Consider the following 20,274-nt stretch of genomic DNA (forward strand, 5'->3'; position numbering starts at 1 on the left):
GAAAGGGGTCAGATGGCGTCGTCGTTGGTTTCGCCGGTGCGGATGCGCAGCGCGCTCTCGATCGCGGTGACGAAGATCTTGCCGTCGCCGATGCGCCCGGTCTGGGCGGCGCTGGCGATGGCTTCGACCACGCGCTCGGCCTGATCGTCGGCGACGACCACTTCGAGCTTTACCTTGGGCAGGAAGTCGACGACATATTCGGCGCCGCGGTAGAGTTCGGTATGGCCCTTCTGGCGGCCGAAGCCCTTGGCCTCGGTGACGGTGATGCCGGACACGCCGATTTCGTGCAGTGCCTCCTTCACCTCGTCGAGCTTGAAGGGTTTGATGATCGCTTCGATCTTTTTCACGTGGTCCCCATCCGCGCCTGGCTGATTGCTGACCGATTCTTAACAAGAATCGTGCCAAGCCCTAAGGTGATGGCCTTGAACGATCCTTGCCGCTTGAAGACTCAAGGGGCGGGATGTCTTTCGCCGATGAGGGGCGGTTAGCAACATTATGGTGCACTGCGCAATGGTGCACAGCATCTGATCCTGCCATGCCTAAATTTTAAGCAATTGCGCCGCGATTATAGGCGAAGGCCCGTAGTCTCGGACAGGCCGCACATGATGTTGAGGTTCTGGATCGCGGCCCCCGAAGCGCCCTTGCCGAGGTTGTCGAGCCGGGCGATGAGCCGCACGTGCTCAAGTCCCTCGCTGATTGCGACAAACAACTCCATTCCATCAAATGGTGCGACGTCGCTGGAAAGCAGCAGTTCGGTCGGCAATTCACGCACAACCTTGACGACAGGCGATGACGCGTATGTCATCGCCAAATACTCCAAGAATTCCCACGGTGTTGCTGCCTCACCCATCGGAGATAGGTTAATGGGGACTTCGACAACCATGCCGCGATGGGCCGGGATCACGCTTGGCGAAAACACCGGAGCAAAGTCTAGCCGCGCGTATTTCTGCATTTCGGGCAAATGCTTGTGGCCCATCGATAATCCGTAGGCGCGAAAAGCGATCTCCGGATGATCGTGGAAGCGGTCTATCAAAGCAGTCCCACCGCCCGAAAATCCGCTTACCGCGTTCACGGTGAACGGCCACGCCGAGGATAGCAGCCCCGCGCGCACCAGCGGCGCGACCAGCGCGAGGAAGCCCGTGGGGTAGCACCCCGGATTGCTCACCAGCCGTGCATTGGTGATGGTGTCGTGCCCGACCAGTTCGGGAAAGCCGTAGGTCCAACCCTCGGCGACGCGGTGCGCGCTCGAGGCGTCGATGATGCGGGTGGCGGAACCTTCCGCCAGCTTCACGGCCTCTTTCGCCGCCTCGTCCGGCAGGCACAGGATCGCGATATCGGCGGCGTGGAGCGCGTCGCGGCGGGCGGCCTCGTCCTTTCGCTGGGCATCGTCGAGGACGATCAGGTCGAACTCGCCGCGTCCCTGCAAACGCTCGCGGATTTCGAGGCCCGTCGTTCCGGCCGCGCCGTCAATGAACAGGCGGATCGCCACCGCGCCTCAGGCCTCGGCAGGAGCGAGTTCGCTCGTCCGGCACCAGCCCGCGGGGCCTTGCGGGCCGGGGCAGCCCCAGGCCCACTCGCCCGCCACGTCGAGCAACTCGAACCGGCTGCCGGCGGCGAGCGTGGCGAAGACCTCGGCATCGGCGCGGGGGGTCAGGCGCAGGCTAGCCCCGGCCGCGCCCACGGTGTGGACATGCGGGATGACGTAATGCGCAGCGAGGTGCGTGCCCGCCAGCGCCATATGCGCCAGATCCCCGCGCAGCGGCAGCGTGCCGGGCGCGGGCTTTTCGACCGGGCCCTTCAGACCCAGCACGCCCTCCGGCACTGCGTAATCACCAACAATGCGCGTAGCGCCGCTCATCTGCGTTCCGTGGCCCGATTGTTCGTTATGCCGCAGCCTCTCCCCGGACGCGACGTGGCAGGCCCGTTAGCGGCAAGCGGCCCCGAGGGCAAGCTCAGCTCCCATAGCGGCTGCGGATCGCGTGCCAGCTCGCGCGCAGGCCCAGCCCGCGCCCGCCCCTTGCGCGGCCGGGCTTGGGGGCGGGGCTCCAGGCGAAGGTGTCGAAGTGCACCCAGTCGATCCCCTCGCCCACGAAGCGGTCGAGGAACAGCCCCGCAACGCTCGCGCCCGCAAAGGGGTTGGGCGCCGAGTTGGCCATGTCGGCCACATCCGAGGCGAGGTATTCGCGGTAGCCCTCGTGCAGCGGCAGGCGCCAGGCGGCATCGTCGTTGGCCTTGCCTGCGGCGAGGAATGCCTCGGCGGTCTCGTCGCGGCGGGCGAAGAGCGCGGGGAGATCAGGGCCGAGCGCCACCCGCGCCGCGCCGGTCAGCGTGGCGAAGTCGACGATCAGGTCGGGGTTCTCCTCCGAGGCACGCGTCAGCGCGTCGCCGAGGATCAGCCGCCCTTCCGCATCGGTGTTGTCGATCTCGACCGACAGGCCCTTGCGGGTCTTGAGGATGTCGCCGGGGCGGAAGGCATTGCCGGAGATGGCGTTCTCGACCGCCGGGATCAGCAGATGCAGCCGCACCTTGAGCCGCGCGCCCATGATTAGCCCCGCCAGCGCGATGGCGTGGGCCGCGCCGCCCATGTCCTTCTTCATCAGCCGCATGCCGGAGGGCGGCTTGATGTCGAGGCCCCCGCTGTCGAAGCACACCCCCTTGCCGACCACCGCCAGCACCGGATGGGCCGGATCGCCCCACTGGAGGTGCATCAGCCGCGGCGCATGATGCCGCGCCGCCGCGCGCCCGACGGCGTGGACCATCGGGTAGTCCTGCTCCAGCTGGTCACCGCGCACCACGTTGAGCTCGGCCTTGTGCGCCTTGGCGAGGCGTTCGCACTCGGCCTCGAGCGCGGCTGGCCCCATGTCCTCAGGGGGAGCGTTGACGAGGTCGCGCAGCAGGCATTCTGCTTCCGCTTCAATGACATAGGAGTCAATCTGCCCGACCTGCCCGGTCAGCAGAACCCGAGGCCCCTGCGACTTGTCCTCGCTCTTGTAGCGACCAAAGCGATACTGCCCCGTCACCCACCCGAACATCGCCGGGCCGGGCTCCGCGTTGGCCACCCGATAAGTCCCCTCGGGCAGCTCCTCGGCGAGCTTGGCGAGGCACCAGGCGCTCAGGCTCTCCGGGTTCGCGACCCCGCCGACCGCGAACCACCCGTCGCCCTCGGGCACGATCGCGGTCTGATAGCCGCCGCCCTCGAACTTCTGCGCCGCAAGGCTCGCGCGCTGGACGGGCGAGAGCGCCTTGGCGAAGGCCTCGAAGCCGTCCTTGTTGACGAGGTGGATGGCGGTTGCGGGCTCGCCGCGGTCGGGACGGATCAGGGCTTTGGCTTCGCTCATGCTGCGTCCATAATCGCAAGGCTAGCAATGTCACCAGCGGATTCGCGCAGCGGCAGAGGGAGAGGCCGAATGAGTGTTCACGAAATGTTTCACGTGAAACATTGGACCGTCCGGACTGCCATGACGGCGTTGGCGCTGGCGCTCGCGGCCTGCTCCTCGCCCGACGAGATCGCCGCCAAGGCCGGAACCGCCACCGCCGAGGCACCGCCCACGCCGCCTTCGCCCCCCGCTCCCGCGCCCGGCAAGGTCGCCTTCGAGGACAACGCCAAGAAGGGCGAGGCCACCCGCGACTTCGCCTATTCCTGGCCCGCCGAGGTCAGCGCGATTCCCGAACTCGCCGCCCGCCTCACCGCCGACCGCGACAAGACGCTCGCCGAGCAGAAGTCGGATTGGGAGGAATCCCTGCGCGAGTTCTCGGACAGCGACTGCACCGGCTGCGTCAACCGCGACTATGCGATGGCCTGGGACGTCGTCGCCGACCTGCCGCGCTTCCTCTCGCTCTCGGGCGCATGGAACGCCTATACCGGCGGGGCGCACGGGAACTATGCGTGGGAGGCGCTGGTGTGGGACCGCGAGGCGAAGAAGGCCTTCGATCCCAAGACCATGTTCACCTCGCCCGCCGCCTTGCAGGATGCACTGGGCGAAGGATGGTGCAAGGCGCTCAAGGCGGCGCGGGTCGAGAAGGGCATGGCGCCCGAGGACGACGACGGCATCTTCCCCTGCCCGCCGATCGCCGACCTCACAGTGCTTGTAGGATCCTCCGACCGCAAATCCTTCAACCGCATCGGGTTGATCGCCGCGCCCTACGTGGCGGGCTCCTATGCCGAAGGGGAATACGAGGTAACGCTGCCGGTGACGCCGAAGCTGCTCGCGGCGGTGAAGCCCGAATACAAGGCGGCCTTTGCTCTCGGAAAGTAGCAATCCGGGCGAGGGCGCGCTATGTAGGACCCATGCACGATTATCAACTCGTTGACGGCGACACCACCGTCTACCGCGATGGCTCCATCAAGCTCCACACGGCCGCAGGGTTCGAGGGGATGCGCAAGGCCGGGCGCCTTGCCGCCGAAATCCTCGACGCCTGCGTGGAGCTGGTGAAGCCCGGCGTCACCACTGGCAGCATCGACGATGCGATCCGGGGCATGATGCTCGATGCGGGCGCGGTCCCCGCGACGCTCGGCTACCGCGGCTATGCGCATTCGAGCTGCATCTCGATCAACCATGTGATCTGCCACGGGATTCCGGGCGACAAGGTGCTGAAGGATGGTGACATTCTCAACATCGACGTCACGCCGCTGGTCGATGGCTGGCACGGCGACACCAGCCGGATGTTCTACGCCGGCGAGCCGCCGCTCAAGGCGCGAAAGCTGGTCGAGGTGACCTACGAATGCCTGATGCTCGGCATCCAGGCCGCCAAGCCCGGCGCGCGGCTCGGCGATATCGGCGCGGCGATCGAGGCGCATGCGAACCAGTTCCGCTATGGCGTGGTGCGCGAGTTCTGCGGCCACGGCCTCGGCAAGCTGTTCCACGACGCCCCCGAGGTTGTCCACGCCGCCCGTCCGGGGACAGGGCCGGAATTGAAGCCCGGGATGTTCTTCACGATCGAGCCGATGATCAACCTCGGCAAGCCCTGGGCCAAGGTGCTCGGCGACGGCTGGACCGCGGTGACGCGGGACAAGTCGCTCTCTGCGCAGTTCGAGCATTCGATCGCGATCACCGAGACGGGGAACGAGATTTTCACGAAGAGCCCGACGGGACGTGATTGCCCGCCTTATGTTTGACGGGGCGAGGTGAACCCTTCGTCCCTTGGGGTCTTGATGATCAGATCACGCGTCTTCCGTCTGACCCTTCTTGCGTCCTTATGCGCCTTGTCGGGTGCGGGCGCGAACGGACGCCCTGCTCAAGAAGAGAGCATGCTGATCGGATCGGTGACTGAAGAAGAGGCCTCAGCCACCTTTGATGGCGTGCAGGAAGGCTATCAGCTGGTCTATTCCGTAAGCGTCGAAAGAACCTACGGGTCGTCCGGCCTGAAACGGAAGCTGGCCGGTCGCAAGCAGGTCAAAATTCTGAATATCAACCAATTTTTTCTGACGGATGGTCGGGAAAGATGCCTGATTGATGTCGGTTCGCAATATGCGTTTTTTGTGCAGCCGATGAGCCGGCTGGATGTCCGGATGGATGGCGTCGATTACTTTATCACCCGTTGCCCCTCGGCGATATCGGAAGTCCCGGTCGGCCCTGCGGCAAGTCCGGGAAGTCCGCGCTAGGCATCGGCAAGAAGCGGGGCCCCGGCTCAAGGCCGGGGAGACGAAGGAGTCAGAGGAAAAGAGCCGCCGGCACCGCGCTCATCACCACCACCAGCCCCACTGAAAACCCCAGCATCGCCAGCACCGGCTTTGTCACCCGCCCGTGCAGCACCCAGTCATAGCCCGCCGAGACCAGCACCGTAATCGGCACCTGCACCGCGATCGCGACCGGATCGGGCAGGCCCAAGACCTGCACCACGCGGGCATAGGCGGGAGTCATCAGCGCGAGGGTCGCGATCAGCATCGCTTGCCGGTGGACGGCGATGTCGCGGCGGCGGGCGTAGTGAACGGCCAGGAAATACAAAGGGATGAAGGTCGCAAAGGCCGCGAGGTTCACCACCGTCACCTCGGGGCGCCCCAGCTCCAGCCCGATGCGCCACGAGATCACCCCGCCGCTTACCAGCATCGCCGCGACGAGCGCCAGCGAGGCGCGCCCGGTCGCGCGGTGCGCCGCGAGGCGGTATTTCGCCGCGAGGAAGCTCTGGCTCGCGAGCAGGATCAGCCAGGCGATCATGCTCCCCGCATGAAACACCACGATGGGGGTATAACGCGCCTGCACCGCCGGATGCGCCACCGCCTTCAGCGCGAAGGCGAAGAGCGTGAAGGCCAGCAGCCCCAGCGCGATCCGTCCCATCAGCAGGTGCCCGCGAGTGTGGCTTTCTGGCGCTCTCACTAGTTCTCTCTGGCTGCGCGGATCGCGGCCCCGGCGGCGAAGGGCGCGATCGCGACCAGCCCGAGGCTTATCGCTCCAACGAAGCCGAGGCTGACGGGATCCAGCCTTGCGAGCGCACCCGCTCCGAAAATCAGGATGGGGAGCGCCAGCGGGATCAGCAGCAGCCCCGAAAGCGCCGCGCCTGCGCGCAAGGAGGCGGTGAGCGCGGCGATCATCAGCCCGATGGCCGCCAGCCCCGGCGTGCCCGCCAGCAGCCCCAGCAGGAGGATCGAAAAACTCTCGCCCTCGATCTTGAGCAGCGCGGACGAAGGGAAGGTCGCCAGCAGCAGCGGGGGGCCGAAGCTCAGCCAGTGGGCGAGGAGGCGCACCGCCATCATCGCCTCTTCCGTGACGCCCCGCAGCCGCAGCTGGTCGAAGAAACCCAAGGCGATGTCGCGCGCCACCAGCTTTTCGAGCGGCAGGATCGCCGCCAGCAGCGCCGCGATCCACACCACCCCGCCGCCGGTCCTGGCCATCAGGTTCGCGTCCGGCCCGACCGCAAAGGGGAAGAGCATGGCGACCGCGACGAAGAACACCACGGGCAGCGCCGCACCGCTGCCGGTGAAGGGAAAGAACTGCGCCAGATCGCGGCGGAGCAGGGCGAGGATCATGCGTAATCCTCTTCCGTCTCGGCGGGCGCGAAGTCCTCGATGGCAAAGCTCGTCATGTCCGGCACATCCAGCGGCTGGTGCGAGGCGATCAGCGCGATCCCGCCCTCGGCGCAATGCGCGCGCACCAGTTCGCTGACGAGGCCTTGCGAGGCGGTGTCGAGCCCGCTCAAAGGCTCGTCGAGCAGCCACACTGGAGCGGCCTGCCCCAGCACCCGGGCAAGCGCGGCGCGCTTCAACTGGCCGGTCGAAAGATAGCGCACCGGCACCTCGGCAAGGCCCGAGAGCCGAAGCTGCGCCATCATCGTCTCCGGGTCGGCCACACCGTCCAGAGCGAACCAGAAGGCCAGCGCGCGGCCCAGCGGCAGGTCGGGATCGAGCCCCGTGCGCTCGGCCAGCAGCGCCAGCTTCCCCAAGCGCCGCACCTCGCCCGCATAGGGTGTGGTGAGCCCCGCCAGCGCGCGGATCAGCGTCGTCTTGCCTGCCCCGTTCGCGCCCGTCACATGGCACGCCGCGCCGGCCTCGAGCCGGAAGCTGAGCTTGCGGAACAGCAGCCGCTCGCCGCGCCGGCAGGCGAGGTTTTCGGCCGCGAGGATGGGGGAGGGCGCTTGCATTGGGCCGCAGCGTTAGGGAAAAGGCGGGCAGCAAACAAGCGACCCTTGCGCGAGGAAATGCCCGATGTCCGTCCCCGAACTCACCCCCGAAGAAGCCGCCGCGCTCCTTGAGGCACACCCCGAATGGACGAGCGCACGCGACGGCAAGGCGATCGCGCGCACCTTCCGCTTCAAGGATTTCTCCGAGGCCTGGGGCTTCATGAACCGCGTCGCCTTGCTCGCCGAGGCGCAGGACCACCACCCCGAGTGGTTCAACGTCTACAACCGCGTCGAGGTGACGCTCACCACCCATGACGCCGGGGACAGCGGCGGCCTTTCGGCGCGCGATGCCAAGATGGCCGCCAGCATCGACGCGCTGGTGTGATGCGAGGGGCCGCGTTCGCTCTGTTGGCCTGTGCCCTGGGCTCGGCCGCGCAGGCCCAGCAAAGCCGTCAGCCCGTGTGGGACTGCGACGTTTCGGTGCACGAAGGCAACCAGTGGTGGGATGTTGACCGCACCTCGGCGCGCTGGACATTCGTCAGCGAAAACCGCGCCATGCTGACGCTGAGCGTGCTGACTTATGACCCGCATTACAAGCACCACTTCATCACCGAGGGCGCTTTCTCGCAATGGGCGAATGCCTATCTGGTCGTCTCGCCGCGCACGATGCGCACCAAGGGCAAGCTGTGGGCGAGCATTGAAACGCAGGGCAAATCCTTGCCCGGCCAAAGGGTTCGCGCGAGCCGAGGGTTCTATTCGGCGACGAGCTTCAAGCTCTATGACCTGATGCCATATCTTGCCGAGGGGCAGTCGGTCACAGCCCGCTTCTACGACAAGCGCGCCGTCGAAGCCGACCGTATCGAGGTGCCGCTGGCGATGGTGCGAAGCGCGGCCGAGCGGCTGGTGCCGCTGATGGCCGAATATGACCGCCGCATCGCTGCGCCAAGCGCAGAGGTTTGCAAGGACAACAGCGAGGAAAACGCGATTATCTTTGCTCCCTAGCGCCCGGCGCTTACTGCCCCAGCGGCCTGAGGCTCGCCCTCAGCTGCTTCCGCACCCGCCCGGGCATCCAGCGCTTGGCGAAGGCCATCCGCTTGGCGGTCGCGCCGATGTAATAGTCGAGCTTGTCGCCGTGCACCGCGTCCCAGATCGCCTGGGCAACGTGCTCCACGGGGGTGATCTCCAGCCCCGCGGCCTGCACCCGCGCGCGGATCGGCTCGTTCGATTTGCGATTGCCGGTGCCGTTGAGCAGCGGGGTCTCGATGAAGCCGGGGCATACCGAGGCGACTGTGATCCCGTCCGCCACCCATTCGGCATCTAGGCTTTCGGAGACCGCGCGCACGCCGAACTTGGTGGCGCAGTAGACGCTCATCCCCGCAGAGCCGACGATCCCGGCGGCGCTGGCGATATTGATGCAGGCCGAGCCCGGGCCGCTCTTTTGCAGGTAGGGATAGGCCGCCTGCGCGCCGTAGAGCACGCCCTTGAGGTTGATGTCGAGGCAGCGGTCGATCTCTTCGGGGTCGAGCTCGGACAGGGATCCCCCGGTGCCGATCCCGGCATTGTTGACCAGCACGTCGATCCGGCCCCCGGCGGCTGCGGCGAATTCAGCCAGCGCTTCGTCCCAGCGCGTGCGGTCGCGCACGTCGAGGCGGCCCGCCCACTTGGCCTCGCCGGCGATGAGCGCGAGGGTCTCGGCCATCCCGGCCTCGCTGATGTCGGCGACGCCCACGAACCAGCCGCGCGCGGCAAAATGCAGCGCCGTGGCGCGCCCGATGCCCGAGCCGCCGCCGGTGATGAAGATGCTGCGCTGTGTCATGGGATCCCTCTCCGATTGCTATTTGCAACCCGTCTAGAGGGAACTGACACGCTTGTCAGCAGCTACAGCGCCGGGTTGGCGTAGAAATGCCAGGTGAAGATCGCCATCGCCCCGCGTTGCGGCGACCACGGTTCGGCGAGCGCGCGAGTGGCCTTCTCCGCGGGGCGCTGGTCGAGGCCGAGCAGCCGCTTCACCCCCTCCTGCACCGCAAGGTCGCCCGCGGGCCAGATGTCGGGGCGGCCTTCGGCAAACAGGAGATAGATCTCCGCCGACCAGCGGCCGATGCCCTTGATACGGGTGAGGAGTTCGATAGCTTCCTCGTCGTCGGCAGGCAGGCTTTCGAAATCGAGCTCGCCTGCCTCGACCAGCTCGCACAGCGAGCGGGCATAGCCCTGTTTCTGGCGCGAGAGGCCGCAGGCGCGCAGGGTGTCGAAATCGCGCTTCAACAGGCAGCCGGGCGTGAAGCCTTCGCCCAGCTCGCCCTCGAGCTTGCGCCACATCGAGGCCGCCGCCGCGACCGAGACCTGCTGGCCGACGATGGTGCGCAGCATCGTCACGAAGCCGCGGTCGCGCAGACGCGGTTCGGGGTAGCCGATGCGCTGCAATTCGGCCGCCAGCCGCGGCTCGCGCGCCGCCACCGCATCGAGGTCCTCACGCAATTTTTCCGCTGTCAGCCCCACTGCCACTTTCCTCATCTTGCCTTGCGCGCGAGACTACCTTAGCAGCGCCCTCGAACCTCTTACAGCGCAGCGTCTTGCGCCCAAGCCCAAAAAGGAACTCCGATCCATGCCCAGACTGGTCGTCACCAACCGCGCCGGCGCCACCAGCGAGATCGAGGTCGCCGATGGCCTCACCGTGATGGAAGCGATCCGCGACAACGGGTTCGACGAGCTGCTGGCGCTGTGCGGCGGGTGCTGCTCCTGCGCGACCTGCCACGTGGTGGTCGACCCTGCCTTCGCCGACAAGCTCCCGAAGATGAGCGAGGACGAGGACGACCTGCTCGAATCCTCCGATCACCGCGCGGCGACCTCGCGCCTGTCGTGCCAGATCCCGTTCACGAGCGATCTCGACGGGCTTCACGTCACCATCGCTCCCGAAGACTGATTTTTCCGGAGAGGGGCGAGACCAGTGGACGCTGACCTCGCCCGGTTCCTGCGTGACGAGTTGGGGGTTGCGCCCGAGGGTGAGGCGGCCGGCCCGTGGACGGTGCGCGGCCCGGTGTGGCTGTGGAAGGGCTCCGGCGGCGAACCGGCCAAGGGGGCGTTCTTTTTCCTCACCATCGCCGGCGAGACGGCGCAGGCCATCAAGACCGCCGCTTCCAAGGCCGACGCCTGGGGCTCGGTGCGGATCGAGGCGACGATCGGCGGCACCACCTGGCGCACCTCGCTGTTCCCCTCCAAGGCCCACGGTGGCTGGCTGCTGCCCTTGAAAACGGCGGTGCGCAAGGCCGAGAAGATTGCCGAGGGCACGCTGGTCGAGGCAGTGCTGGCGCTCGCGTGATCGCCTTCGCCGTTGCGGCGCGGCTCCCGAACGCCTAACTCTCACGGCATGAACATCACCCGCCCCTTCGGCGACACGCTCGCCCTGATCGGCAATACTCCCCTCGTCCGCCTCGCCGGGCCCAGCGCGGCGGCTGGCTGCGACATCTGGGGCAAGTGCGAATTCGCCAACCCCGGCTCCTCAGTGAAGGACCGCGCGGCCTTGTGGATGATCCGCGATGCCGAGCAGCGCGGCGAGCTCAAGCCGGGTGGCACGGTGATCGAGGGGACCGCGGGCAACACCGGCATCGGTATCGCGCTGGTGGCCAATGCGCTGGGCTACAAGACGATCATCGTCATGCCCGACAACCAGTCCAAGGAAAAGATGGACACGCTGCGCGCGCTGGGTGCGCAGCTGGTGCTCGTCCCGCCGACCAAATATTCCGATCCCGGCCATTTCCAGCACGTCTCGCGCCGCATGGCCGAGGAGACGCCGGGGGCGGTCTGGGCCGGGCAGTTCGACAATGTCGCCAACCGCAAGGCGCATATCGAGGGCACCTCGCAGGAAATCTGGGAGCAGACCGAAGGCCGCGTCGACGGCTTCACCTGCGCGGCGGGCACCGGCGGGACCATCGCCGGGGTGGGCATGGGGCTGAAGGAGAAGAACCCCGAGATCCGCATCGCGCTCACCGACCCGCATGGGGCGGCGCTCTACAACTACTACGCCAAGGGCGAATTGCTGGCCGAGGGGTCTTCGGTGGCCGAGGGGATCGGGCAGGGGCGGATCACCGCCAACCTCGAAGGCGCGCCGATCGACACGCAGTACCGCATCTCCGACGAGGAGGGCCTGGTCTGGGTCGAGCGGCTGCTGCGCGAAGAGGGCCTGTGCCTCGGCCTCAGCTCGGGCATCAATGTCGCGGGTGCGGTGGCGCTGGGCCGCGAGCTGGTCGCCGAGGGGCGCGCGAACCCGCAGGTCGTCACGATCCTGTGCGACACCGGCTTCCGCTATCTCTCGACGCTCTACAATCCCGAATGGCTGGCGTCGAAAGGCCTGCCAGTGTTCGACTGGCTCAAGCAGGGAGAAGCGGCATGAGCGGGCTTTCGTGGCGCGAGCGGATGCGGCGGATGAACCAGCGCAGCCTGTTCCGGCCCGCGGGCGCGCCCAGCGAGGTGCCCGGCACGCCCGACGATCTGCCGCCGCCTGCCACCGTGCGCGCCGAGGCGATGCAGCGTTTGCAGGTGGGGGTGTTCGGGATCGGGTCGATGGTGCTGCTGGTGGGGCTTGCGAGCATCATCGGCGGTCAGGCCGAGCGCAACGACAAGATGGCCGTGCCCGAGGCCGCGCCCACGACCGAGCCGAGCGCCGCGCCTGCGCAGGCCAATCCGCTGGCCGATGCGGGCGTGGTGCCCGATATCGCCGCCGAACCGAGCCCCTCGCCGAGCGTCAAGCCGCTCGATCTGCCGCCCCCGCAGGGTCAGCGCGCGCCGGGCAATGCCGCGCCGCAGAACTAGCGCGCTTGCCGCGGCGCTGCTCGCGCTGCTCGCGCTGCTGGCGGCCGGGTGCGAGCGCGCGCCTGCCGCGCCCGCTGCGGCCGAAACCGCAGGGCCGCGAGAGAAACTCGGGCTGATGACCAGCCTGCCGCTCTACTGGCCGCTCGGCGCGGGGGTGGAGGAGATCGCGGCGGGCCGCGCCCCGCCGCCGTGGCAGCGGGTGGCGCTCGAGGCAGCCTATGCAATCGAGCCGCTCGACAGCCTCGCCCCGATCCCCGGCCTTACGCCCGATGCGCCCGCGACCGACCCGCTCGCCGGACTGACCCGGCTGGCGGTGATCCAGCCGCGCGGGCTTTCGCCTGCCGACAACGTCGCGCTCGATGCGTGGGTGCGCGGCGGCGGGCGCTTGCTGCTGGTGCTCGATCCGGCGCTGACCGGGGAATATGACCTCGCGCTCGGCGATCCGCGCCGTCCGGCGGAGTCGGCGCTGATCCCGCCGGTGGTCGCGCGCTGGGGGCTGGCGGTGCGGTTCGACGAGGCGCAGGATTCCAAGATCGTCGACACCGCGTTCGGGGACACGTACCTGCCGCTTGTGCTCGCGGGAGAAGTCGCGGTCACCGATCCTTCCGCCGCCGCCTGCACGCTTGCCGCAGGCGGCGCGGCGGCGCGCTGCACGGTCGGCAAGGGCGAAGTCACCCTCATCGCCGACGCTGCCCTGTTCGAGCACCATAATCTTGCGGGCGAGGGCGAGATCCACCTGCGCCGCCTTGTCGCCGAGGTGCTCGGATGAGCGGATCGGGGAAAATGCGGGAAGCGGGGACTCGGAGTCGCGGACAGCCACGGGAAATCACGGGCAAACCACGGGAAGGACACGGTTTGTTCCGCAAAAATCAGGCGGTTGGCGGGAGGATCCGCTCTGGCGCATGACCTAAGGGATTACACAAAAGACATATAAATAAACGACTTAACTAGTTTTCCCGTAAAATCCCCGAAAAATCCCTTCCATCCCCACGCCTTCCCCGATAAGACCGGGGTCCATCAGACATGCCTGTATGTCTCGCGTCCGCCCGGTGGGGGCCGGACGACCCGCTCGCGTGCGCGCGGTCGGGAGCGGGAGAGGCGTGTCCGGGGGAATTGAGCGCGTCATTGGCGCGGACGGGTCGCAAGGCCGCGTCCGCTTGGGGTTAGAGGGGAACGCAGGCACGTGTCTGCTTTTGCGGGATATAACGGCCAGGATTTCTCTCGCGCAGGCGAGAAGGGCCGCTTTGTCCTGCCTTCCGAGTTCCGCAAGGCGGTCAAGGAAAGCTCGGGCGGCAACCGCATCCTGTGCCTTGCCAGCCACGGCAAGTTCGACTGCCTGATCGGTTTCGGCCTGTCGCGCCGCGAGAAGCTCGAAGCGCAGCTCGACCGCGAGGAAGAGCGCGCGATCCGCATGGGCGACACCAGCTTCGACCGCGACGTGCGTGCAGGCCAGCTGTTCATCTTCTCGCAGATTCCCTTCGACGACAGCGGTCGCTTCGTCATGCCCGAGCACCTGCGCGATCTTGGCAAGGTGACCGACGGGCTGTTCTTCCAGGCGGCGGGCGACTTCTTCTTCCTGTGGGCGCCCGAGCAGCTGATGCGCATGGGCCCCGAATGGAAGGCCGCGCAGGCGGCCTGCGAAACGCTGATGGCAGCGGCCAGGAAGGGGGCGGCGTGATGGCGCAGGATGCACCCCACATCCCCGTGCTGCTCGACGAGGTCGTCGCCGCCCTCCAGCCGCGCCCCGGCATGACCATCGTCGATGCGACCTTCGGCGCGGGCGGCTATTCGGTGGCCCTGCTCGAAGCGGGGGCGAGCGTCCACGCCTTCGACCGCGATCCCGATGCGATTGCGGCGGGGCAGGCGCTGGTCCTGCGCTATGGCGGCCGCCTCGCGCTCCATTTCGCGCGCTTTTCGGCGATGCGCGCCGAGCTCGCTGCAATCGGCATCACCGAGGTCGATGCGGTCGTCATGGACATCGGCGTCTCCTCGATGCAGCTCGACCAGGGCGAGCGCGGGTTCGCCTTCATGCACGACGGCCCGCTCGACATGCGCATGAGCCAGGATGGCGAGAGCGCGGCGGACTTTCTCAATACCGCCGACGAGGAAGCGATTGCCAACGTGCTCTACACCTATGGCGAGGAACGCCAGTCGCGCCGTGTTGCCCGCGCGATCGTCGCCGCGCGCCCGCTGACGACCACCGGCGAGCTTGCCCGCGTGGTGCGCCGCGCGCTGGGCTACAAGCCCCACGACAAGAAGGACCCCGCCACCCGCACCTTCCAGGCGGTGCGCATCCATGTGAACGACGAGCTGGGCGAGCTCGAGGCCGGCCTTGCCGCCGCCGAGGCGCTGCTGACCGAGGGCGGGATCCTCGCCGTGGTGAGCTTCCACAGCCTCGAGGACCGGATCGTCAAGCAGTTCCTCAAGACCGCCTCGGGCGCGGGCCGCGCGGTTTCGCGCCACCTGCCCGGGGAAATCCCGGGGCCGCCCCCCACCTTCGCGCAGGTTTCCAAGGCTATTCGTCCCACCGAGGCCGAAATCGCCCGCAACCCGCGCGCCCGTTCGTCCACCCTGCGCCATGCCACCCGCACTGGCGCGCCGCCGAGGAGTCTCGCCGCATGATGACCAGCACTCAGGCCCGTTCGCTCGGCTGGGCCGCTATCCTTGCGATCTGTCTCGCGGCGGTGGTGGTGCTGAGCTTCAAGGTGCACGCGGTGCGCAGCGAGGTGCTGCTCGCCGAACGCCAGCTGATCGCGCTCGAGCGCGAGACCCTGCTGCTCGAGACCGAGTTCGAGACCCGCGCCAGCCAGCGCCAGCTCGCCGAATGGAACGCGGTCGAATTCGGCTATGCGGCCCCGCGCGCCGGCCAGTTCCTCGATGGCGAGCGCCAGCTGGCGAGCCTCGGCGAAGTGCGCGGCCCCGATGCGCCCGCGCCGATCCGCCTCGCCAGCGCCGATGCCGCCGATGCCGCCGCCGCTGACGCGCCGATGCGCTCGCCGGTTTCGGGCGAGAAGGTGACGCTCGCCTCGGCTTCATCCGAGAAGGATGCGGGCGCGGTCTTCGCCGATGCCTTCGGCGACTTCCTGATCGAGGCCTCGCCGATCCGTCCGGCCCGCGCCGAGACCCCGGCGCGTAGCGTCAAAGCTGCTGCCAAGGGGACGGGCGAATGAACGCGATTGCGGCGCGCCCCCTTTTGTCGGGCCTTTCCGCCCCGCTGCGCAGCGCTCACGCCGCAACCCCCGTCATCCCCGCCGGGCGCCTGCCCGGCGCTGGCATTCGCGCGCAGATGCTGTGGTCGGCGCGGCTGAGAGTGCTGTGGCTGCTCGGCGGGTTCGGCGCGATCGCGCTGATCGCCCTGCTGCGCATCGCCACGCTGGGCCTCGGCGGCAATGCCCCGCAGCGCACGAGCCTCGAAGAAGCCCTGCTGCCCCCGCGCGGCGAGATCACCGATCGCAACGGCGCCCCGCTGGCGCGTGCCTTCCCCGCCTATGCCATGTGGTTCAATCCCAAGGCGATGGGCGATAGCGGCAGCCCGCTGGTGCGCTCGCCCGCCGAGGTCGCGCGCGCATTGAAGGAAATCTTCCCCGACATCGACGAGGCGCGCATGGCCAAGCGCCTCGCCTCGGGGCAGGCCGGATACCTGCGTCGCCGCCTGCTGCCCGAGGAGGCCAACCGCGTCTTTGCGCTCGGCGAGATCGCGCTCGAAATCCCGCGCGAGACCGATCGCTACTACCCGCAAGGCACGCTCGCTGCGCATGTGCTGGGCTATGTGGTCGAGGACCAGGGCGGCAAGCTGGGCATGGAGGAGGTGCTCGAAAAGCGCCTCAGCAACCCTGACCTGCGCACCGAGCCGGTGGCGCTGTCGCTCGACCTGCGGGTGCAGGGCGCGCTCGAGGACGAGCTGCGCAAGGGCATGCTCGCGACCAACGCGCTGGGCGCGGCGGGGATCGTGCTCGATGTCGAGACCGGCGAGGTGATGGCGATGGCCTCGCTCCCCGAATTCGACCCCAACACCGCCGGCGCTGCCGGGGCGGTCAATGTTTTCAACCGCGCCACCAACGGGGTCTACGAGCTCGGTTCGACCTTCAAGCCGCTGACCGTCGCCGCCGCGATCGACGCGGGCGTGGTGCGCGATCTCGGCCGCCAGTGGAACGCCGCGCCGGTGCCGGTGGGCAGCCGCACGATCAAGGATTCGCACGCGATGGGGCCGAGCCTCAACGTGCCGCAGGCGCTGGTCCATTCCTCCAATACCGTGACCGCGCGGGTTGCCGATGAACTCGGCCCGGAACGCCTGCGCCGGGCGATGATTGATCTGGGCATGGACCGCCGCCCGTTCATCGAACTGCCCGCCAAGGGCAAGCCGATCTGGCCGCAAGGCGCTTGGAGCCGCGTCACCAACATGACGGTGGGCTTCGGCCACGGCCTCGCGGTGACGCCGCTGCACCTCGCGAGCGCCTATGCGGCGATGGTCAATGGCGGCATCTGGCGCCCAGCGACGCTGATGCGCCTCGCGCCCGCCGATGTGCCGCGCGGGCGCCGGGTGTTCAAGGAATCGACCTCCTCGCGCATGCGCCAGCTGCTGCGGATGATCTCGCTCTACGGCACCGGCAAGAGCGCCGATGCCCCCGGCTACCGCGTCGGCGGCAAGACCGGCTCGGCCGAGAAGGCGGGCGTGGGCGGTTACAACAAGACCGCGCTGGTCTCCTCCTTCGCCGCCGCCTTCCCGATGGACGCGCCGCGCTATGTGGTGGTGGTGGTGGTCGACGAGCCCAAGGGCACGATGGCCTCGAGCTTCCAGCGCACCGCCGCCTTCACCTCGGCCCCGATCGTCGGCAAGCTGGTGCCGCGCATCGGCCCGATGCTGGGCGTCCAGCCCGACGACAGCCGCGATGTCGACATCTCGGACCTGCGTTATCTGGTGGACAAGGGCGAATGAGGCTGGCGGACCTCTTGCGCGCGGCGGGGCTGGCGGGTGACAGTGACCAGACCGTCACCGGCTTTGCCATCGATCACCGCAAGGTCGCGCCGGGAACCATTTTCGGTGCCTTCCAGGGTGCCACAGTCAATGGCGAGGATTTCATCCCCGCCGCAGTTGGAGCGGGCGCGATTGCCGTCGTTGCCCGTCCTGAAGCCCGCGTCGAGGGTGCGCTCCACCTTGCCGACGTCAACCCCCGACGCGCCTTTGCGCGCCTCGCCGCGGGCTTTTTTTCTCCCTACCCGGCCACCGTCGTTGCGGTGACGGGGACCAACGGCAAGACCTCGACGGTCGAGATGACGCGCCAGATCTGGCGCATGGCGGGCGAGCGCGCGGCGAGCATCGGGACGCTGGGCGTCACCACCCCCGACGGGAGCGTCTCGACCGGGCTGACGACGCCCGACATCGTCACCTTCCTCGCCAACATGGCGGGGCTGGCACGCGAGGGCGTGAGCCACGTGGCCTACGAGGCTTCGAGCCACGGGCTCGACCAGTATCGCGGCGAGGGGCCCAAGGTTTCGGCCGCAGCCTTCACCAATTTCAGCCGCGACCATCTCGATTACCACAGCACGATGGAGGCCTATTTCGCGGCCAAGATGCGGCTGTTCACCGAGGTCGTCGCGCCCGGCTCGCCGGTGGTGATCCACGATGCAGGGGACGGGTCGGAGTGGACCGCGAAGGCGGTGGCGCAGGCCGAGGCGCGCGGGCTCAAGGTGCTGACCGTGGGCGAGGGCGGCGCTTTCCTCAAGCTGATCGGCCGCGAACCCGGCCAGTTGGGGCAGCTTCTTCACATCGAACATGAAGGCGCTGTCCGCAAAATCAATCTGCCGCTGATCGGGGCCTATCAGGCAGCCAACGCGCTGGTCGCGGCGGGCCTCGCGCTGGCTACCGGCGTTCCGGCGAGCGCGACCTTCGATGCGCTCACCCGCCTCCAGCCGGTGCGCGGGCGGCTCGAGCGCGCGGCGCTCAATGCGGCGGGTGCGCCTGCCTATGTCGACTATGCCCACACGCCCGACGCGCTTGAGGCCGCCATCGCCGCGCTGCGCCCGCATGTCGCGCCGGGCGGCAAGCTGATCGTGGTGTTCGGCGCAGGGGGCGACCGCGACGCGGGCAAGCGCCCGCAGATGGGCGAAGTCGCCGCGCGTGCCGCCGATATCGCCATCGTCACCGACGACAACCCGCGCTCCGAAGACCCTGCGGCTATCCGCGCGGCTATCATGGCAGGCGCGGGGGCGAACACGCGCGAGGTCGCGGGCCGCCGCGAAGCCATCGCCGCCGCAATTGGGGAAGCCGGTCCGCGCGACATTGTGCTGATCGCGGGCAAAGGGCACGAGCAGGGTCAAATATTCGGGTCTGGAGATACCATGCGGATCGAAGCTTTCGACGATGTCGAAGTGGCGCGCGAATGCGCCGGAGGGGCGTGCTGATGAATATGCCGCTCGCTCACCCCATGCTGCACCAGTGGCCCGTCACCCCGCGCGATGCGCTCCCGCTCGCGCTGTGGACCGCCGCCGAGATCGCCGCGGCCACTGGCGGCACCGCCAGCGCCGACTTCCAGGCGAGCGGGGCCGAGATGGACTCGCGCGATGTCAAATCGGGCGATCTTTTCATCGCCTTGAAGGGCGAAGCGATGGACGGGCACAGGTTCATCCCCCAAGCCTTTGAGAAAGGCGCGGTTGCCGCGATCGTCGACCGCCCGGTCGATTATCCGCACGTGCTGGTCGCCGACACCACGCAGGCGCTCCACGATCTCGCCCACGCCGCGCGCGACCGCGCCATCGAGGCGGTGCGGATCGGGATCACCGGATCGGTCGGCAAGACCGGCATGAAGGAGGCGATTTTCGCCTGCCTCGACCGCGCCAGCCGCGGCGCCGCGCACCGGAGCGTGCGCAGCTACAACAACCACGTTGGCGTGCCGCTGAGCCTCGCGCGGATGCCCGTCCGGGCCAAGTTCGGCGTGTTCGAGATGGGCATGAACCACGCGGGCGAAATCGCGCCGCTCGCCGCCCATGCCCGCCCGCACGTCGCGCTGATCACCACCATCGCGCCCGCGCATATCGAGAACCTCGGCAGCCTCGAGGCGATCGCCGACGAGAAGTCGCAGATCTTCACCGGCCTTGTCGAAGGCGGCGTCGCGATCATCCCGGCGGACAGCGAATGGGCCGAGCGCATGATCGGCCATGCCAAGGCCTGCGGGGCCAAGGTCGTGACCTTCGGCCGCGCCAGGACCGCCGACGTGCGGCTGCTCGACGCGATCCCGGCGGCAGGCGGCGGCTCGCTGGTGACCGCCGACCTCGGCGACCGGCGCATCTGCTACACCATCGCCGAGCCGGGCGAGCACTGGATCGTCAACTCGCTGGGCGTCATGGCGGCAGTCCGCGCGGCGGGCGGCGATCTTGCCAGCGCCGGCCTCGCGCTCGCCGAGATGGGCGGCCTCAAGGGGCGCGGCGCGCGGCACACCATCGCGGCCAAGGGCGGCACCGCCCTGTTGATCGACGAGAGCTACAACGCCAACCCCGCCTCGATGCGCGCGACCCTGAAGGCGCTCGCCGCCACGCCTGCGGCGCGGCGTCTCGCGGTGCTCGGCTCCATGAAGGAACTGGGCGATTTTGCCGACGCCTTCCACCGCCAGCTCGCCGAGCCCATCGCCGAAGCAGGCGTGACCCACGCGATCCTCGTCGGCCCCGAGATGGCCGCGCTGGCCGAGGAGTTGGGGAAAGCTGCGACGCCGTCGCTTGGCAAGCCCCTCACCTTCGCCCATTGCGAGGGGCCTGCCGAGGCGATTGTGCTCCTCGGGCAGTTCGGCCTCGCTCATGGGGATGCGGTGCTGGTCAAGGGGTCCAACTCGGTGGGGCTCGGCAGGCTGGTGTCACATTTTATCGAGAATGCCCGCGCGTAAGGCGCATCCGGAAGCTCAGGCCCGGTGACGGGCGCGAGGA

General features: G+C 68.3%; 25 protein-coding genes. 16 read left to right on the top strand and 9 right to left on the bottom strand.

Going from position 1 to position 20,274, the window contains the following annotated elements; genetic code table 11:
* Positions 1 to 8: 8 nt before the first annotated feature.
* The 4 genes from PFX90_RS07445 to PFX90_RS07460 all read right to left on the bottom strand — a co-directional run bounded on the left by PFX90_RS07445 (position 9) and on the right by PFX90_RS07460 (position 3,338).
* Positions 9 to 347, bottom strand: coding sequence for a P-II family nitrogen regulator (locus PFX90_RS07445; protein ID WP_066526030.1), 339 nt, complete (start codon positions 345 to 347; stop codon positions 9 to 11).
* A gap of 218 nt (positions 348 to 565) precedes the next feature.
* Positions 566 to 1,489: an N-acetyl-gamma-glutamyl-phosphate reductase gene (gene argC / locus PFX90_RS07450; protein ID WP_285711755.1), complete on the bottom strand. Its 924-nt coding sequence runs from the start codon at positions 1,487 to 1,489 to the stop codon at positions 566 to 568.
* Between the two features lie 6 nt (positions 1,490 to 1,495).
* Positions 1,496 to 1,858 (bottom strand): hypothetical protein, encoded by a 363-nt coding sequence (locus tag PFX90_RS07455; RefSeq protein WP_285711756.1) that lies wholly within the window; start codon positions 1,856 to 1,858, stop codon positions 1,496 to 1,498.
* A gap of 94 nt (positions 1,859 to 1,952) precedes the next feature.
* Entirely contained in the window at positions 1,953 to 3,338 is a 1,386-nt protein-coding gene (locus PFX90_RS07460; RefSeq protein ID WP_285711757.1) for a leucyl aminopeptidase family protein, read from the bottom strand.
* Between the two features lie 69 nt (positions 3,339 to 3,407).
* On the opposite strand from PFX90_RS07460, the gene PFX90_RS07465 reads away from it, so the two are divergent.
* From PFX90_RS07465 to PFX90_RS07475, 3 genes are all read left to right on the top strand, one after another.
* Positions 3,408 to 4,256 (top strand): DUF4163 domain-containing protein, encoded by an 849-nt coding sequence (locus tag PFX90_RS07465; protein ID WP_285711758.1) that lies wholly within the window; start codon positions 3,408 to 3,410, stop codon positions 4,254 to 4,256.
* Between the two features lie 32 nt (positions 4,257 to 4,288).
* On the top strand, positions 4,289 to 5,116 hold the full coding sequence (map, locus tag PFX90_RS07470) for a type I methionyl aminopeptidase (protein WP_285711759.1): 828 nt from the start codon (positions 4,289 to 4,291) through the stop codon (positions 5,114 to 5,116).
* A gap of 132 nt (positions 5,117 to 5,248) precedes the next feature.
* A complete protein-coding gene (locus PFX90_RS07475) occupies positions 5,249 to 5,602 on the top strand; it encodes a hypothetical protein (RefSeq protein ID WP_285711760.1) in 354 nt (117 codons plus the stop codon).
* Positions 5,603 to 5,651: 49 nt separating this feature from the next.
* Here PFX90_RS07475 and PFX90_RS07480 read toward each other — a convergent pair whose 3' ends face one another.
* The 3 genes from PFX90_RS07480 to ccmA are packed head-to-tail and all read right to left on the bottom strand — an operon-like array spanning position 5,652 to position 7,575.
* The gene (locus PFX90_RS07480; RefSeq protein ID WP_285711761.1) at positions 5,652 to 6,314 is read right to left on the bottom strand and encodes a hypothetical protein; all 663 of its coding nucleotides are present in this window, start codon (positions 6,312 to 6,314) and stop codon (positions 5,652 to 5,654) included.
* Positions 6,314 to 6,964, bottom strand: a complete 651-nt coding sequence (locus PFX90_RS07485) for a heme exporter protein CcmB (RefSeq protein WP_285711762.1) — start codon at positions 6,962 to 6,964, stop codon at positions 6,314 to 6,316. The genes PFX90_RS07480 and PFX90_RS07485 overlap by 1 nt, the downstream gene beginning before the upstream one ends.
* Entirely contained in the window at positions 6,961 to 7,575 is a 615-nt protein-coding gene (ccmA, locus tag PFX90_RS07490) for a heme ABC exporter ATP-binding protein CcmA (RefSeq protein ID WP_285711764.1), read from the bottom strand. The genes PFX90_RS07485 and ccmA overlap by 4 nt, the downstream gene beginning before the upstream one ends.
* A gap of 64 nt (positions 7,576 to 7,639) precedes the next feature.
* On the opposite strand from ccmA, the gene PFX90_RS07495 reads away from it, so the two are divergent.
* Both PFX90_RS07495 and PFX90_RS07500 read left to right on the top strand, forming a co-directional pair.
* Entirely contained in the window at positions 7,640 to 7,939 is a 300-nt protein-coding gene (locus PFX90_RS07495; protein WP_285711766.1) for a 4a-hydroxytetrahydrobiopterin dehydratase, read from the top strand.
* A 23-nt stretch (positions 7,940 to 7,962) separates the two neighbouring features.
* On the top strand, positions 7,963 to 8,556 hold the full coding sequence (locus PFX90_RS07500; RefSeq protein WP_285711767.1) for a hypothetical protein: 594 nt from the start codon (positions 7,963 to 7,965) through the stop codon (positions 8,554 to 8,556).
* A 10-nt stretch (positions 8,557 to 8,566) separates the two neighbouring features.
* Here the strand turns inward: PFX90_RS07500 and PFX90_RS07505 are convergent, their stop codons facing one another.
* Positions 8,567 to 9,370, bottom strand: coding sequence for an SDR family oxidoreductase (locus PFX90_RS07505; RefSeq protein ID WP_285711768.1), 804 nt, complete (start codon positions 9,368 to 9,370; stop codon positions 8,567 to 8,569).
* A gap of 62 nt (positions 9,371 to 9,432) precedes the next feature.
* Positions 9,433 to 10,050 (bottom strand): DNA-3-methyladenine glycosylase family protein, encoded by a 618-nt coding sequence (locus PFX90_RS07510; RefSeq protein ID WP_285711769.1) that lies wholly within the window; start codon positions 10,048 to 10,050, stop codon positions 9,433 to 9,435.
* A 106-nt stretch (positions 10,051 to 10,156) separates the two neighbouring features.
* Between PFX90_RS07510 and PFX90_RS07515 the strand changes: the two genes are divergently transcribed.
* The 11 genes from PFX90_RS07515 to PFX90_RS07565 all read left to right on the top strand — a co-directional run bounded on the left by PFX90_RS07515 (position 10,157) and on the right by PFX90_RS07565 (position 20,234).
* On the top strand, positions 10,157 to 10,474 hold the full coding sequence (locus PFX90_RS07515) for a 2Fe-2S iron-sulfur cluster-binding protein (protein WP_285711770.1): 318 nt from the start codon (positions 10,157 to 10,159) through the stop codon (positions 10,472 to 10,474).
* 24 nt (positions 10,475 to 10,498) lie between these two features.
* Complete coding sequence (locus tag PFX90_RS07520) at positions 10,499 to 10,870, top strand: DUF1905 domain-containing protein (RefSeq protein ID WP_285711772.1); 372 nt, start codon at positions 10,499 to 10,501, stop codon at positions 10,868 to 10,870.
* Positions 10,871 to 10,918: 48 nt separating this feature from the next.
* Positions 10,919 to 11,941, top strand: coding sequence for a cysteine synthase A (locus tag PFX90_RS07525; RefSeq protein ID WP_285711773.1), 1,023 nt, complete (start codon positions 10,919 to 10,921; stop codon positions 11,939 to 11,941).
* Positions 11,938 to 12,360: a hypothetical protein gene (locus PFX90_RS07530; protein ID WP_285711774.1), complete on the top strand. Its 423-nt coding sequence runs from the start codon at positions 11,938 to 11,940 to the stop codon at positions 12,358 to 12,360. The genes PFX90_RS07525 and PFX90_RS07530 overlap by 4 nt, the downstream gene beginning before the upstream one ends.
* Positions 12,341 to 13,129 carry a DUF4350 domain-containing protein gene (locus tag PFX90_RS07535; protein ID WP_285711775.1) on the top strand — a complete coding sequence of 263 codons (789 nt, stop codon included), beginning with the start codon at positions 12,341 to 12,343 and terminating at the stop codon, positions 13,127 to 13,129. Before PFX90_RS07530 ends, PFX90_RS07535 begins: the two co-directional genes overlap by 20 nt.
* Positions 13,130 to 13,543: 414 nt before the next feature.
* On the top strand, positions 13,544 to 14,038 hold the full coding sequence (locus tag PFX90_RS07540) for a division/cell wall cluster transcriptional repressor MraZ (protein ID WP_285711776.1): 495 nt from the start codon (positions 13,544 to 13,546) through the stop codon (positions 14,036 to 14,038).
* A complete protein-coding gene (gene rsmH / locus PFX90_RS07545) occupies positions 14,038 to 14,982 on the top strand; it encodes a 16S rRNA (cytosine(1402)-N(4))-methyltransferase RsmH (RefSeq protein WP_285711777.1) in 945 nt (314 codons plus the stop codon). The genes PFX90_RS07540 and rsmH overlap by 1 nt, the downstream gene beginning before the upstream one ends.
* Complete coding sequence (locus tag PFX90_RS07550; RefSeq protein ID WP_285711778.1) at positions 14,979 to 15,530, top strand: hypothetical protein; 552 nt, start codon at positions 14,979 to 14,981, stop codon at positions 15,528 to 15,530. The genes rsmH and PFX90_RS07550 overlap by 4 nt, the downstream gene beginning before the upstream one ends.
* Complete coding sequence (locus tag PFX90_RS07555) at positions 15,527 to 17,296, top strand: peptidoglycan D,D-transpeptidase FtsI family protein (protein ID WP_285711779.1); 1,770 nt, start codon at positions 15,527 to 15,529, stop codon at positions 17,294 to 17,296. Before PFX90_RS07550 ends, PFX90_RS07555 begins: the two co-directional genes overlap by 4 nt.
* Entirely contained in the window at positions 17,293 to 18,762 is a 1,470-nt protein-coding gene (locus tag PFX90_RS07560) for a UDP-N-acetylmuramoyl-L-alanyl-D-glutamate--2,6-diaminopimelate ligase (RefSeq protein WP_285711781.1), read from the top strand. The genes PFX90_RS07555 and PFX90_RS07560 overlap by 4 nt, the downstream gene beginning before the upstream one ends.
* Positions 18,762 to 20,234 carry a UDP-N-acetylmuramoyl-tripeptide--D-alanyl-D-alanine ligase gene (locus tag PFX90_RS07565; RefSeq protein WP_285711783.1) on the top strand — a complete coding sequence of 491 codons (1,473 nt, stop codon included), beginning with the start codon at positions 18,762 to 18,764 and terminating at the stop codon, positions 20,232 to 20,234. Before PFX90_RS07560 ends, PFX90_RS07565 begins: the two co-directional genes overlap by 1 nt.
* The last annotated feature ends 40 nt before the right edge of the window (positions 20,235 to 20,274 follow it).

Source organism: Erythrobacter oryzae, from assembly GCF_030271515.1.
In the GTDB taxonomy this organism is placed as follows: Bacteria; Pseudomonadota; Alphaproteobacteria; order Sphingomonadales; family Sphingomonadaceae; genus Erythrobacter; species Erythrobacter oryzae.

Bases quoted from the DNA above. Each gene is read 5' to 3' on its own strand.
- PFX90_RS07455 (WP_285711756.1), bottom strand. From the start codon at position 1,858: ATGAGCGGCGCTACGCGCATTGTTGGTGATTACGCAGTGCCGGAGGGC.
- PFX90_RS07460 (WP_285711757.1), bottom strand. From the start codon at position 3,338: ATGAGCGAAGCCAAAGCCCTGATCCGTCCCGACCGCGGCGAGCCCGCA.
- PFX90_RS07465 (WP_285711758.1), top strand. From the start codon at position 3,408: ATGAGTGTTCACGAAATGTTTCACGTGAAACATTGGACCGTCCGGACT.
- map (WP_285711759.1), top strand. From the start codon at position 4,289: ATGCACGATTATCAACTCGTTGACGGCGACACCACCGTCTACCGCGAT.
- PFX90_RS07475 (WP_285711760.1), top strand. From the start codon at position 5,249: ATGCTGATCGGATCGGTGACTGAAGAAGAGGCCTCAGCCACCTTTGAT.
- PFX90_RS07485 (WP_285711762.1), bottom strand. From the start codon at position 6,964: ATGATCCTCGCCCTGCTCCGCCGCGATCTGGCGCAGTTCTTTCCCTTC.
- ccmA (WP_285711764.1), bottom strand. From the start codon at position 7,575: ATGCAAGCGCCCTCCCCCATCCTCGCGGCCGAAAACCTCGCCTGCCGG.
- PFX90_RS07495 (WP_285711766.1), top strand. From the start codon at position 7,640: ATGTCCGTCCCCGAACTCACCCCCGAAGAAGCCGCCGCGCTCCTTGAG.
- PFX90_RS07505 (WP_285711768.1), bottom strand. From the start codon at position 9,370: ATGACACAGCGCAGCATCTTCATCACCGGCGGCGGCTCGGGCATCGGG.
- PFX90_RS07515 (WP_285711770.1), top strand. From the start codon at position 10,157: ATGCCCAGACTGGTCGTCACCAACCGCGCCGGCGCCACCAGCGAGATC.
- PFX90_RS07525 (WP_285711773.1), top strand. From the start codon at position 10,919: ATGAACATCACCCGCCCCTTCGGCGACACGCTCGCCCTGATCGGCAAT.
- PFX90_RS07530 (WP_285711774.1), top strand. From the start codon at position 11,938: ATGAGCGGGCTTTCGTGGCGCGAGCGGATGCGGCGGATGAACCAGCGC.
- PFX90_RS07535 (WP_285711775.1), top strand. From the start codon at position 12,341: ATGCCGCGCCGCAGAACTAGCGCGCTTGCCGCGGCGCTGCTCGCGCTG.
- rsmH (WP_285711777.1), top strand. From the start codon at position 14,038: ATGGCGCAGGATGCACCCCACATCCCCGTGCTGCTCGACGAGGTCGTC.
- PFX90_RS07550 (WP_285711778.1), top strand. From the start codon at position 14,979: ATGATGACCAGCACTCAGGCCCGTTCGCTCGGCTGGGCCGCTATCCTT.
- PFX90_RS07555 (WP_285711779.1), top strand. From the start codon at position 15,527: ATGAACGCGATTGCGGCGCGCCCCCTTTTGTCGGGCCTTTCCGCCCCG.
- PFX90_RS07560 (WP_285711781.1), top strand. From the start codon at position 17,293: ATGAGGCTGGCGGACCTCTTGCGCGCGGCGGGGCTGGCGGGTGACAGT.
- PFX90_RS07565 (WP_285711783.1), top strand. From the start codon at position 18,762: ATGAATATGCCGCTCGCTCACCCCATGCTGCACCAGTGGCCCGTCACC.